The sequence below is a fragment of the Streptomyces sp. NBC_01775 genome (assembly GCF_035917675.1).
In the GTDB taxonomy this organism is placed as follows: Bacteria; Actinomycetota; Actinomycetes; order Streptomycetales; family Streptomycetaceae; genus Streptomyces.
On the sequence record NZ_CP109104.1, the window covers coordinates 3,293,254 to 3,305,415 of the forward strand.

Below are 12,162 nucleotides of genomic sequence, written 5' to 3' on the forward strand. Positions count from 1 at the left end.
ACCGGGCGACCGGACCCTCAGCGGACATGAGGCTCTCAGCGGGCATGGGGCTCAGCGGGCATGAGGCTCAGCGGACATGAGGCTCTCAGCCGGTGGCCGAGCCGAGCGTCACGCTCACCGACCGCTCCTCCCCGTCGTGCCGCACCGTCAGGCCGAGCTTGTCGCCCGGATGGTGGCTGCGGATGCGGACGATCAGCTCCTCGCCGCTGTGCACCGCCCTACCTCCCGCCCGGGTGATCACGTCACCCTCCTGGAGGCCCGCTTCGTCTGCCGGGCCCTTGGGGGTGACCGGCGCTCCGCTGCCGTCCGGATTGCCGATGCGGGCGCCCTCGCCGCCGTACTCCATGTCCAGGGTGATGCCGATCACGGGATGGGTGGCCCGGCCCTCGTTGATCAGCTCCTCCGCGACCCGCCTGGCCTGGTTGACCGGGATGGCGAAGCCGAGCCCGATGCTGCCGCCGCCTTCGCCCTCGGGCAGCCCCGAGCCGTTGCCCGCGCCCTTGATGGCGCTGTTGATGCCGATGACCCGGCCCCGGGTGTCGACGAGGGGGCCGCCGGAGTTGCCCGGGTTGATGGGGGCGTCGGTCTGGAGCGCGTCGACGTAGCTCATCTCGCTGCCCGCCTCCTCGCCGCCCGCCGTGATGGGCCGCTGCTTGGCGCTGATGATGCCGGTGGTGACCGTGCCGTCCAGGTCGAAGGGCGCACCGATCGCGACCACCGGGTCGCCTACGCGCACCGAGTCGGAGTTGCCCAGTGGCAGCGGCTTGAGGCCCGAGACGTCGGAGACCTTGACCACGGCCAGGTCGTAGCCGCCGTCCTTGCCGACGACCTCGCCCTTGGCCGTCTGGCCGCTGTTGAAGGTGACCTGGATGGAGTCGCTGCCGCGCGCCGATTCGACCACGTGGTTGTTGGTGAGGATGTGGCCCCGGCTGTCCAGCACGAAGCCGGTGCCCGTCGCCTCGGCGCCGCCGCCGCGCGCGTGCAGGGTGACGACGCCGGGCAGCGTCTGGCGCGCGATGCCCGCGATGCTGCCCTTGGGCCTGTCACCGCCGTCCCCCGCACGCTCGGCCGGTGCCTGCGGCAGCTTCACATCGCCGACGCTGCCGCTCCGCTCGACGTAGGCCCCGATCAGCCCGCCCGCGCCGCCCGCGACCAGCGCCAGCACGACCCCGCCGACCACCGCACGGGACCTCCCCGCCCGCTTCCGCCCACCGGGGGCGGGAGCGGGGGCGGGAACGGTGATGCGGGCCGGGACGGGGACGGGAGCGCTGACGACGGCCGGGACGGGATCGAGGGAGGTGGCGGGGACCGGTACGGGGTCGAGGGGGGCGGTCGGAGTGGTGGGCGCCAGCGGGGTGGTGGGTGAGGCGGACCGGGAGGCCTGCTGCTCCGGCACGGCCGGGTGGGGTTGCGGGCCTGGGAGCGCGGAACCGCGCGCCCACGGGTCGGCGCCGGGGCCCGTCGCCACCCCGTACGGAGGTGTCGTGGTGACCGGCGGCAGATGCACGCCCTGCGGCGGCGTCGCCCCGGGCAGCTGCACCGGCGGCGCCGGCGCCCACGGTCCGGGCCCCCCGTAAGGAGGAGTCCGGTACGGGTCCTCGCCGTGCAGCGGCTGCGGCCGGGCGGCCGGCACCTGCTCCGTGGCGGGGTTCGGCCCGTCGGCAGGGTCGGTGGCGTCACCCGTCCGTGCGGCCCCCGCGTCGCCCGTCCCGGTGGCCTCCGCGTCACCCTGTCCAGCCGCGAGAGTCACGGCGCCAGGGCCGGCCGCGCCGGGAGAGGGCTGTGCGGAGGCCGGCTCTGCCTGGGTGGCGGGCTCAGCCGGCGACCCCGTCTCCGCGTCCGCCGGCTCCCGGGTCATCTGGCGGCCCAGCGCCCTGCGTGGGCGGCTCCACCACTTCGGCGCCGGCCTGGTGGCCTTCCCCTCGTCCATGCTCTCCCCAACTGTTCACCCGCGCCTGCTCACCCGCGCCGGGCGACAGGTTGCAGGGAAGGATTCAACCAGGTGTGGGGGGCCTCGCACACCGGCATCCAGTCCGCCGGTGCCCTACCGGCCCGCCATGGGGGACGGAGTGGCCGGGGATCGCCCGGGGAAAGCACGCAGCGACGACGGGTCGTACGACGGCGAGGCGGGACGCGCTCCGGACATCAGGGGGCCGACGCCCCGTGAGCCGAGGGACGGGGTCGAGGTCAGCGAGGTGAAGGTCCCGCCGCCGCCGTCCTGGCCGTACGAGCCGGAGGCGCCGGTGGCGGGCGAGAGGCGCTGCGCCGACGGGCCCAGCGGGGCCGCGAGCGCCGCGATCAGCGAGGGCGCTGCCGCCGCCGTGCCGCCCCGGGCACTGGAGACCACTCCTGAGCCACGGGCCGCACCCGCGGCAAAGGTGGCGGCCGTCTGGGCCTCCGCGGCGCTGGCGCTGAGCGCACCGCCACGGTGCTCGCCACCCGGCGTCCGCCGCCTGCTGTCGCGGGAGGTGGTGCCGGAGCCCGAGGGCGCGGTGCGCACCGGGCTGGCCGAGGCGCCGCCCCCATCGCCCTTGGCGACGGGAGCGCCGCCGGTGGTGCCGGACGCCAGGGAGCCGCCGAGGGCGAGCGCCGCCAGCGAGAAGGCCCCGGCCGCGGCGAAGGCGAAGCGGCGCCCGCGCGAGGCGGAGCGCTCGGCGCGGTCCACACGGACCTCATGTATCCGGAAGCCGCGCTGGGGGGTCAGGAGCCCGCGCCCGGCGCCACGGCCGACCGGCAGGTAGTCGAACGCCCACGGGGAGCGCTGGGGCCCGCCGGGCAGGCCTGCCATCGGCAGGGCGCCGGATTCATCCGCCGGGGCCGCTCCCGGCCCGGAGCCATCCGTGTCGCGGTCGGTGTCGTCCGCTCTTCCCGCGCACGCGTCACCTCCGGCGGGCAGACCCTGGAGGCGGGCCAGCAGCCCGTCGGAGGGTGGGGGCGGCGCGGTGTCGGCGAAGACGTTCTTGAGCCGGCGCTGGGCGTCGGCCTCGGCCTTGCAGCTGTGGCAGGTCGCCAGGTGCGAGAGGACACGCTCGCGCGCGTCGTGGCCCAGCTCCCCGTCGACGAGCGCTGCCAGGCGGTCTCCGAGGTGGTGCTCGGCGGGCGTCACTCAGCCCCCACCTCCCCGGTCCGGGCCGCAGGCACCACCGCGCTCAGCGCGCGCTGCTGCTCGGCCCTGGCTGCGGGCGAGCGGTGCTGGAGCGCCTTGCGCAGGTGTGAGCGGCCACGGTGGATACGGCTGCGGACCGTCCCCAGCTTGACGCCGAGGGTCGCGGCGATCTCCTCGTAGGACAGGCCCTCGATGTCGCAGAGCACGACGGCGGCGCGGAACTCGGGAGCGAGGGTGTCCAGAGCCTGCTGCACGTCGGCGTCGAAGTGCGTGTCGTTGAAGTGCTGCTGCGGGGTGGGCTCGCGGCTGGGCAGCCGCTCGGCCGCGTCGTCGGCGAGCGCGTCGAAGCGGATGCGCTGCTTGCGCCGGACCGTGTCCAGGAACAGGTTCGTCGTGATCCTGTGCAGCCAGCCCTCGAAGGTGCCGGGCGTGTAGGTGGACAGCGAGCGGAAGACGCGGACGAAGACTTCCTGGGTGAGGTCCTCGGCGTCGTGCTGGTTACCCGTGAGGCGGTAGGCGAGGCGGTAGACCCTCGCGCTGTGCGTGCTGACGATCTCCTCCCACGAAGGAGGGGTCCACGCCTGCGCGTCCGCATCGGTGTCGAAAGTCGCCGTGGTCGCGGAGTCGGCGGTGCGGGCCTGGTCAGCAGTGTTGGTCACGGATTTCGGCTGTACCGTCGGCCGCCGGAATCTTGCGAAGACTCCGCGGTCTCGGGTCGCAGCCGCACCTCCCCTGTCGGCTCTGGTGGTGTCCAGTGGAGCCCCTACCATAGCCACATCTCCCGTTAGCTCCGGATAAGCATCTTTGCCCAGCTTTCGCGGGCGCCGTACGCCCCTTCACGAGGCCCTTCCGGCAACCGCTTCCCCTCGGCGTCCGCTCATCCTCTCTTCGCGGTCTCTCCCCTCAACGCCCAGTCCCATCAGCAGGTTCCCGGGCCAACGGATACAGTCACGATTGCGTGAAGGACGGGGACAGGAGAGGGTCATTACCGGCAACCGGCAGACGAGCTGGGCGTTCGCCGACGCTTACGGCGCCGAGCTGGTCGAGAACGCCGAGAGCGAAGCACTGCGCTGGGCCCGCGACCGGGCCCAGGACGCGGGGCTGCGCTCGGTGTCTCCCGGCACCGGCGCCGCGCTGCGGCTGCTGGCCGCGACGGCGGAGGCCAAGTCGGTGGCCGAGATCGGTACCGGCACCGGCGTCTCGGGCATCCACCTCCTGCACGGCATGCGCTCCGACGGGGTGCTGACGACCGTCGACATCGAGCCGGAGCGCCAGCAGTTCGCGCGTGAGGCGTTCCGCGCCGCCGGATTCGCGGGCAACAGGGCACGGTTCATCCCCGGCCGCGCCCTGGATGTGCTGCCGCGCCTGGCGGACGGCGGGTACGACCTCGTCTTCTGCGACGGCGACCGGATGGAGTGCATGGACTATCTCGGTGAATCGTTGCGCCTGCTGCGCACCGGCGGGCTGATCTGCTTCGCGGGCGTCTTCGCCGAGGGGCGCACCGTCGACTCGGCGGCGCAGCCCGCCGAAGTGCTCAAGCTGCGCGAGCTGTTGCGCACGGTGCGGGAGAGCACGGTGCTGGTGCCTTCGCTGCTGCCGGTCGGCGACGGGCTGCTGTGCGCGGTCAAACGCGGCGAGTGACCACACAATCCCGGTGAGCCCTCCGCCGGCCGGAGTGCCGAGTCCGGCGCGCCGACCGCCCGCCCGCGGCGCCGGCCGTCGGAGGGCCGCCCGCCTGGAGAGAAGCTGACTGGAGACGAAGCTGCCCCGGGGTGTACGCACGAATGCGTACACCCCGGGGCAGCGCAAGTCGGCGGAGGCCGCTTGCCCGGCTCTCTCCTCAGCCGCAGACCTTCTTCAGCTCCTCGCCGAGTGCCGTCGCCTCGTCCGGTGTCAGCTCGACGACGAGTCGCCCACCGCCTTCGAGCGGAACGCGCATGACGATGCCCCGCCCCTCCTTGGTCACCTCGAGCGGGCCATCGCCCGTCCGCGGCTTCATGGCCGCCATGCTCGTTCCCCTTCCTGAAACCAGCCGATCGCAGCCGGCGGCCCCATAAGCGGGCACAGTCTCACCGGCATCGAACACATTGCTTCCCGGTCATTATCCCGCATGGCAGGACCCAATGACCAACATCAGTCCGCATCTCTTCTCCTCCGCCCCTCCACAAAACGCCCCAATGCGGCGATCAGGCTGCGATACTGCCCCGGTTCTTCTGTCGAACAGGCCCTGAGCGGTTTGACGCAGCTCACACCGCGAAGCGGAGCGAGGCGCCGCGCGCTCTGTGCGGGCCCGATGATCTAGGCCATGCTGAGCTCATGTCCGACACCGTGCGCTACGAAGTGAACGAGGGCCTCGCGACGGTCACCCTCAACCGCCCCGACGCGATGAACGCCCTCGACGAAGAGACCAAGGTCGCCCTGCGCGACACCCTCCAGCGGGCCGCGGCCGATGAACTGGTCCGCGCCGTGCTGCTGACCGGCAGCGGGCGGGCCTTCTGCGTGGGCCAGGACCTCAAGGAGCACACGGGCGCGCTCCAGCGCGGCGGCGGCAGCGCGCTGAACACGGTCGAGGAGCACTACAACCCGATCACGCTGGCCCTCGCGGGCATGCCCAAGCCGGTGGTGGCGGGCGTGAACGGCGTCGCCGCGGGGGCCGGGGCGGGCTTCGCCTTCGCCTGCGACTACCGCGTGATGGCCGATACGGCGGCCTTCAACACCTCCTTCGCCGGTGTCGCGCTGACGGCCGACTCCGGCGTCTCCTGGACGCTGCCGCGCCTGGTCGGCCCGGGCAAGGCCGCCGACCTGCTGCTCTTCCCGCGCAGCGTGAAGGCCCCCGAGGCGCTGGAGCTGGGTCTGGCCGGACGGGTGGTCCCGGCGGACGAGCTGGCGGCGGAGGCGGCCTCCGTCGCCCGGCAGCTGGCGGAGGGCCCCACGGCCGCCTACGCGGCGCTCAAGGAGTCCCTCGCCTACGGGGCCTCGCACTCGCTGGCCGAGACCCTCGCCAAGGAGTCGGAACTCCAGCTGCGGGCCGGTGCCTCGCAGGACCACCGGATCGCGGTGGAGGCGTTCGTGAAGAAGGAGCGCCCGCGCTTCACCGGCCGCTGACCCTCGCGCGTCCGGCCCCGTAGGGCGCCTCCGGTCCGTCCCGTCAGCGCCCGTCAGCGCCCGTCCCCGCGTCCTCCGTTCACGCCTTCGCGTCGCGGCGCCAGCAGTCGGCCAGGTGGTCGTTTACCAGGCCGCACGCCTGTATGAGGGCGTAGGCGGTGGTGGGGCCCACGAAGCGGAAGCCGCGCTTCTTGAGGTCCTTGGACAGCGCCGTGGACTCGGGGGTGGTGGCGGGCAGCTCGTGCATCGTGCGGGGCACGGAGCGCGCGGTGTGGTCGGGGGCGTAGGACCACACCAGGCGATCCAGCGTGCCCGGCTCCCACTCGGCCGCCACCCGGGCGTTGTTGAGCGTGGCACTGATCTTGAGGCGGTTGCGGACGATGCCGCTGTCGGCGAGCAGCCGCTGCTCGTCGGCCTCGGTGAACTTCGCGACGTCGGGGATGTGGAACCCGGCGAAGGCGGCGCGGAACGCCTCGCGCTTGCGCAGGATGGTCAGCCAGGACAGACCCGACTGGAAGCCCTCCAGGCACAGCCGCTCGAAGAGCGCGTCGTCGCCGTGCACCGCCTCGCCCCACTCGGTGTCGTGGTACGCGGCGTAGTCCTCGGCCGTGGTGCCCCAGGGGCAGCGCAGGCGGCCGTCGGGCCCCGGCAGGGCGCCGCCCTCGGGCACCTGCTTCTCCGGGCCCGGCGCCGGGCCCGGCTCTTCCGTCCCGGTCTTCTCGGGGCTCATCGCGTACCTTCCGGTGCCTGGCCGCCCTCCGGGCCCCGGTCCTGGGGCTCGTGGCGGGAGGGGTCCGAGTGGCGCATGGCGAGCGCCTGGGCGCCCGCGAGCGCCGATTCCAGCTCGGCGATCCGCGCGTCCCGCTCGGCCAGCTCGGCGCCGAGGCGGTCGAGGACGTCGTCGACCTGCCCCATGCGGTAGCCGCGCACCCCGACGGCCAGGCGCAGGCCGGCCACATCCGCGTGGCTGACGGGCCGGTCGGGCGGCAGCGGCTCCTCCAGCAGGTCGGGAGGCACCTCGGTGAGCCCTCCCACGGCCCCGCGCCCCGACTGGTCGCCGCTCCCGACGACGGCGAGCGTGACCGCCGCGACGACCACGACAAGCGAGATCAGCAGGAACACGAACACGGACCACTCCCCGAGTTGCTGGATGTGCGCGGACCCCGATCGTGCCATGGCCCACTGACAGTTATGGTCAGCGGCAGGAGCGTGCAGGGGCCACGCGGTACGGGCGGCGGCCGGGGCCCCGCCGAGAAGGAGAGGATGGCTGATGCTGCGCCTGGGCACGCGTGAGTTCGGCGAGAACGAGCCGGTGGTCATGGCGATCGTGAACCGCACGCCGGACTCGTTCTACGACCGCGGCGCCACCTTCCGGGACGAGCCCGCGCTCGACCGGGTCGAGCAGGCGGTCTCGGAAGGGGCCGCGATCATCGACATCGGCGGGGTGAAGGCGGGGCCCGGCGACGAGGTGACCGCCGAGGAGGAGGTGCGGCGCACCGTCGGGTTCGTCGCCGAGGTGCGGCGGCGCTGGCCCGATGTGGTGATCAGCGTCGACACCTGGCGCCACGAGGTGGGCGAGGCCGTGTGCGCGGCCGGAGCGGACCTGCTCAACGACGCGTGGGGCGGGGTGGACCCCCTGCTGGCCGAGGTGGCGGCCCGGCACGGTGCCGGGCTGGTGTGCACCCACGCGGGCGGCGCCGAGCCCCGCACCCGTCCGCACCGGGTCGCCTACGACACCGGAAGCACCGCCGGGGCCGGGCGGGCCGCCGGGGCCGGGCGCTCCGGCAGCGGCGTCGTCGAGGACATCTTGCGGGTGACGCTGGAGCTGGCGGAGCGCGCGGTGGAGCTGGGCGTGCGCCGGGACGGCATCCTGATCGACCCGGGCCACGACTTCGGGAAGTCCACGCGCCACTCCCTGGAGGCCACGCGGGGGCTGGGCCGGATGACGGAGACGGGCTGGCCGGTGCTGGTCTCGCTGTCCAACAAGGACTTCGTGGGCGAGACCCTCGACAAGCCCGTCAAGGAGCGGCTGACCGGCACCCTGGCCACGACCGCGGTCTCGGCCTGGCTGGGCGCCCAGGTCTACCGCGTGCACGAGGTGGCCGAGACGAAGCAGGTGCTCGACATGGTGGCCTCGATCGCGGGCCACCGACCTCCCGCGGTGGCCCGCAGAGGGCTGGCGTAGCCCTCCGGGAGCGGGGCCCTAGACCCCGGTCTCCTTGGTCACCAGCTTGATCGCCTCGTCGATGTCGTCGGTGACGTGGAACAGCTCCATGTCCCGCTCGGACGCCTTGCCTTCGGCGACGACGGAGCCGCGAACCCAGTCGATGAGCCCCTTCCAGTAGTCCGTGCCGTACAGCACGATCGGGAAGCGGGTGACCTTCTGGGTCTGGACGAGGGTCAGCGCCTCGAACAGCTCGTCCAGGGTGCCCAGCCCGCCGGGCAGGACCACGAAGCCGCTGGCGTACTTCACGAACATCGTCTTGCGCACGAAGAAGTAGCGGAAGTTCACACCGATGTCGACGTACTGGTTCATGCCCTGCTCGAAGGGCAGCTCGATGCCGAGTCCGACCGAGGTGCCGCCCGCCTCCAGCGCGCCCTTGTTGGCCGCCTCCATCGCGCCGGGGCCGCCGCCGGTGATGACGGCGAAGCCCGCCTCGGCCAGCGCCTGGCCGATGCGGACGCCCTTCTCGTACTCGGGTGCGTCCACAGGGGTGCGGGCCGAGCCGAAGACGCTGACCGCCGGGCCGAGTTCGGCCAGCGCGCCGAAGCCCTCCACGAACTCCGACTGGATGCGCATGACGCGCCAGGGGTCCTGGTGGATGAAGTCGGACGGTCCCGCGGTGTCCAGCAGCCGCTGATCCGTGGTGCCGGGCTGCACCTGGTCACGACGGCGCAGCACCGGGCCCAGCCGCTGCTCCTGGGGCTCCCTGGATTCCCTGGACCCCTTGCCGGACTTGTCGGTCATGTACAGCACTCCTTCCGCCTGCGATCTTTCCGCTTCAGGGTACGCAGCCGCCTCGCGGGGAGGACGCGGAATTCACCCTGCGTAGACCGTCAGGACGTCAGCCAGCTGCGGAGCCGTTCCTCGCACCGAAGAATGAGTCCGGTTTCCACTCTTTCATCCCGCTTATGAGCGAGATTGGGATCACCTGGGCCGTAGTTGACAGCCGGGACACCGAGAGCGCTGAACCGGGACACATCGGTCCAGCCGTACTTGGGCTGGGGCTCCCCGCCGACCGCCTCCAGGAAGGCGCGGGCCGCCGGGTGCGCCAGGCCGGGCAGCGCGCCGGGCGAGCTGTCGTCGACCACCAGCTCCTCCACGCCGCACCCTTCGAAGACCTCGCGCACATGGGCGAGCGCCGCCTCCTCGCTCCGGTCGGGCGCGTAGCGGTAGTTGACGGTGACGGTGCAGGCGTCGGGGATGACGTTGCCCGCGACACCCCCCTCGATCCGGACGGCGTTGAGTCCCTCGCGGTACTCCAGCCCGTCGATCACCGGGCGCCGCGGCTCGTAGGCCGCCAGCCGCGCCAGGAGGGGCTCGGCCGCGTGGATCGCGTTGGCGCCCATCCAGCCGCGCGCCGAGTGCGCGCGCACGCCTCCGGTGCGCAGGTGCACCCGCAGCGTGCCCTGGCAGCCGCCCTCGACCTGGCCGTGCGAGGGCTCCAGGAGGACGGCGAAGTCACCGGCCAGCCAGTCGGGGTGGGCCTCGGCGACGTGGCCGAGGCCGTTGAGATGGGCGGCGACCTCCTCGTTGTCGTAGAAGACGAACGTCAGGTCGCGGTTGGGCTCGGGCACAGTGGCGGCGATGCGCAGCTGCACGGCGACGCCCGCCTTCATGTCGCTGGTGCCGCAGCCCCACAGGACGCCGTGCTCGTCCAGCCGGGAGGGCACGTTCCCGGCGATGGGCACCGTGTCGATGTGCCCCGCGAGGATGACGCGTTCGGGCCGGCCCAGACTGGTGCGGGCCACCACGTTGTTGCCGTGCCGCGTGACGCTCAGATGGGACAGCCCGGAGAGGGTCTCCTCCACGGCGTCGGCGAGCGCCTTCTCGTTCCCGCTCTCGGAGGGGAAATCCACCAGCCGGGCGGTGAGCCGCGCGGCATCCTGTCGCAGGTCGAGTGCGCTGTCGGGCATACCGACACCCTACGGCCCGCGCCGGGCGCGCGGCGCGCTCCCCCGCGCCCCCGGCCACCCGCGCGCAGCCGCTACCTTTGGGCGCGTGCTCCACTCCGGACCGGCCCGTGCGCCCCGTACGACCCGACCGAAGCGCCGCGGCATCCTGTTCAGGGGAGCCGTGGCGTGCCTCGCGCTGCTCGCCGTCACCGCCTATGTCGCCGTGCGGATACTGACGGGTCAGGAGGACGCGCACTGCACCGTGCGCGCCACCGGCGAACCGGACGGCGCCGGGAGCGCGGCGGATGCTCCGGGCCGCACCCCCAAGGACGCGCACGACTACGAGCTGAAGCCGGGCCAGGCCGCCAACGCCGCGACCATCGCCGCCGTCGCCTCCCGGCGCGGACTGCCGGAGCGCGCGGTGACCATTGCCCTGGCCACCGCGATGCAGGAGTCCAAGCTGAGCAACATCGGCCACGGCGACCGGGATTCGGCCGGGCTCTTCCAGCAGCGCCCCTCGCAGGGCTGGGGCACGATGCGGCAGATCCAGGACCCGGTGTACTCAGCGGCGAGGTTCTACGACCACCTGGCGAAGATCCCCGGCTACTCCCGCCTGCCGCTGACCGTCGCCGCGCAGCGCGTGCAGCGCAGCGGCTTCCCGCAGGCGTACGCCAAGCACGAGGCGAACGCCACACTGCTCACCTCGGCCCTCACCGGCCGCCGGGCCGCCGCGCTCAGCTGCACGACGAGCACCGGGAACGACCGCGAGCCGGGCGACCCGGCACGGGTGCGCAAGCAGCTGGTGCGGGAGTTCGGGAGGGACGTACTGGCCGACGGCGCCGGCACCCTGACCGTCCCGGCGCGCGGCAGCCGCCACGGCTGGGAGCTGGCGCACTGGGCGGTGGCGAATGCCTCCGGGCTGCGCATCGAGCGGATCGCCTACGCGGGCCGGGTCTGGAGCGCCGGGCGGTCCCAGGACGGCTGGCGCGTGACGACGGGGGACGCGAAGGCCCCGCCGGAGGGCGCGCAGGGTAGCGGGGGACGCGGCTCCGGTGGCGAGGTCGAGCTGCGACTCGCCCCCGGTCATTAGTACGGGCACTCACGCGCAGGAGGGCGGCCGTCCACCGGGGTGGACGCCGGTCGCCCGCCCGGCGGTCACCCGTGGGGGGTGGACGAGTTGCCTGCAAACGACGGGAACGACTCCTCCGGTACAGGTCAACTGGCCGCGAAGAATGCCCAGTTTGAGCACCGAGGGGCAAACCCGCATTGCCAATCCTTTACCTGGGTTCCCCGCAACCTGAACGCGGCCCCGCGCGATAGGCACTGCGTCCGACCGGGCGACCCGGCAGGACACTCCAGAATCCTTCTCCGTCAAAGGAGCACCATGTCCCTCCCCCTCCCCCGCCGGATCGCTCGGACCGCCCTGCTGGCCGCGGCGGGTGCCGCCTCCGTCGTCGGCGCCGCGGGTTCCGCCAGCGCCCTCGACCTGCCCGCCGGCCCCGTGGGCGGCGTGAGCAACCTGGACGGCGCGGGCGTCGGCAACACGCTGGACAAGGCGTCGACGGAAACCTCCGGGCTCGCCGGGAAGACCGGCGGCAACGCCGTCGAGACGACCGTGCCGGCCGCGGGCAAGGCCGTCGGCAAGACCGGCAAGTCCGCGACCCCCGCGGCCCAGAAGCTGGCCGGCAACGCGGCGGGCGACACCAGTGGCCTGGTCGGCAAGACCGCCTCCACCACCGGCAAGAGCCTGCCCTCCACCAACAGCCTCGGCGGCCTGCCGATCGGCTGAGCACACCGACGCGGCGGCCTCCCGCCCGGCTGAGCCGCCACAGCGG

The 12,162-nt window shown here is 73.4% G+C and carries 13 protein-coding genes; 5 read left to right on the plus strand and 8 right to left on the minus strand.

From position 1 onward, the window contains the following. Positions 1-85: 85 nt before the first annotated feature. From OHB04_RS14655 to sigE, 3 genes are all read right to left on the minus strand, one after another. Complete coding sequence (locus OHB04_RS14655) at positions 86-1,930, minus strand: trypsin-like peptidase domain-containing protein (RefSeq protein ID WP_326807577.1); 1,845 nt, start codon at positions 1,928-1,930, stop codon at positions 86-88. 114 nt (positions 1,931-2,044) lie between these two features. Beyond that, positions 2,045-3,106, minus strand: a complete 1,062-nt coding sequence (locus OHB04_RS14660) for an anti-sigma factor family protein (RefSeq protein ID WP_326807578.1) — start codon at positions 3,104-3,106, stop codon at positions 2,045-2,047. Then, on the minus strand, positions 3,103-3,876 hold the full coding sequence (gene sigE / locus OHB04_RS14665; protein ID WP_326688127.1) for an RNA polymerase sigma factor SigE: 774 nt from the start codon (positions 3,874-3,876) through the stop codon (positions 3,103-3,105). Before sigE ends, OHB04_RS14660 begins: the two co-directional genes overlap by 4 nt. A gap of 184 nt (positions 3,877-4,060) precedes the next feature. On the opposite strand from sigE, the gene OHB04_RS14670 reads away from it, so the two are divergent. Next, positions 4,061-4,747: an O-methyltransferase gene (locus OHB04_RS14670; protein WP_326807579.1), complete on the plus strand. Its 687-nt coding sequence runs from the start codon at positions 4,061-4,063 to the stop codon at positions 4,745-4,747. 199 nt (positions 4,748-4,946) lie between these two features. On the opposite strand, the gene OHB04_RS14675 is transcribed toward OHB04_RS14670, so the two are convergent. Next, entirely contained in the window at positions 4,947-5,114 is a 168-nt protein-coding gene (locus tag OHB04_RS14675) for a DUF3117 domain-containing protein (RefSeq protein ID WP_016469583.1), read from the minus strand. A gap of 308 nt (positions 5,115-5,422) precedes the next feature. Between OHB04_RS14675 and OHB04_RS14680 the strand changes: the two genes are divergently transcribed. Beyond that, entirely contained in the window at positions 5,423-6,211 is a 789-nt protein-coding gene (locus OHB04_RS14680) for an enoyl-CoA hydratase/isomerase family protein (protein ID WP_326807580.1), read from the plus strand. A gap of 79 nt (positions 6,212-6,290) precedes the next feature. On the opposite strand, the gene OHB04_RS14685 is transcribed toward OHB04_RS14680, so the two are convergent. Beyond that, a complete protein-coding gene (locus OHB04_RS14685; RefSeq protein ID WP_326688130.1) occupies positions 6,291-6,941 on the minus strand; it encodes a DNA-3-methyladenine glycosylase I in 651 nt (216 codons plus the stop codon). Then, the gene (locus tag OHB04_RS14690; protein WP_405805430.1) at positions 6,938-7,387 is read right to left on the minus strand and encodes a DivIVA domain-containing protein; all 450 of its coding nucleotides are present in this window, start codon (positions 7,385-7,387) and stop codon (positions 6,938-6,940) included. The genes OHB04_RS14685 and OHB04_RS14690 overlap by 4 nt, the downstream gene beginning before the upstream one ends. 94 nt (positions 7,388-7,481) lie before the next feature. Between OHB04_RS14690 and folP the strand changes: the two genes are divergently transcribed. After that, a complete protein-coding gene (gene folP / locus OHB04_RS14695; protein WP_326807581.1) occupies positions 7,482-8,396 on the plus strand; it encodes a dihydropteroate synthase in 915 nt (304 codons plus the stop codon). An 18-nt stretch (positions 8,397-8,414) separates the two neighbouring features. Here folP and OHB04_RS14700 read toward each other — a convergent pair whose 3' ends face one another. Together OHB04_RS14700 and dapE are read right to left on the minus strand one after the other, a co-directional pair. After that, positions 8,415-9,179: a TIGR00730 family Rossman fold protein gene (locus tag OHB04_RS14700; RefSeq protein ID WP_326688132.1), complete on the minus strand. Its 765-nt coding sequence runs from the start codon at positions 9,177-9,179 to the stop codon at positions 8,415-8,417. Positions 9,180-9,268: 89 nt separating this feature from the next. Then, a complete protein-coding gene (dapE, locus tag OHB04_RS14705; protein WP_326807582.1) occupies positions 9,269-10,348 on the minus strand; it encodes a succinyl-diaminopimelate desuccinylase in 1,080 nt (359 codons plus the stop codon). 85 nt (positions 10,349-10,433) lie between these two features. Between dapE and OHB04_RS14710 the strand changes: the two genes are divergently transcribed. Then, positions 10,434-11,417, plus strand: a complete 984-nt coding sequence (locus OHB04_RS14710) for a heavy metal transporter (RefSeq protein ID WP_405805427.1) — start codon at positions 10,434-10,436, stop codon at positions 11,415-11,417. Between the two features lie 294 nt (positions 11,418-11,711). Continuing rightward, positions 11,712-12,116, plus strand: a complete 405-nt coding sequence (locus OHB04_RS14715) for an ATP-binding protein (protein ID WP_326688134.1) — start codon at positions 11,712-11,714, stop codon at positions 12,114-12,116. Positions 12,117-12,162 lie beyond the last annotated feature (46 nt).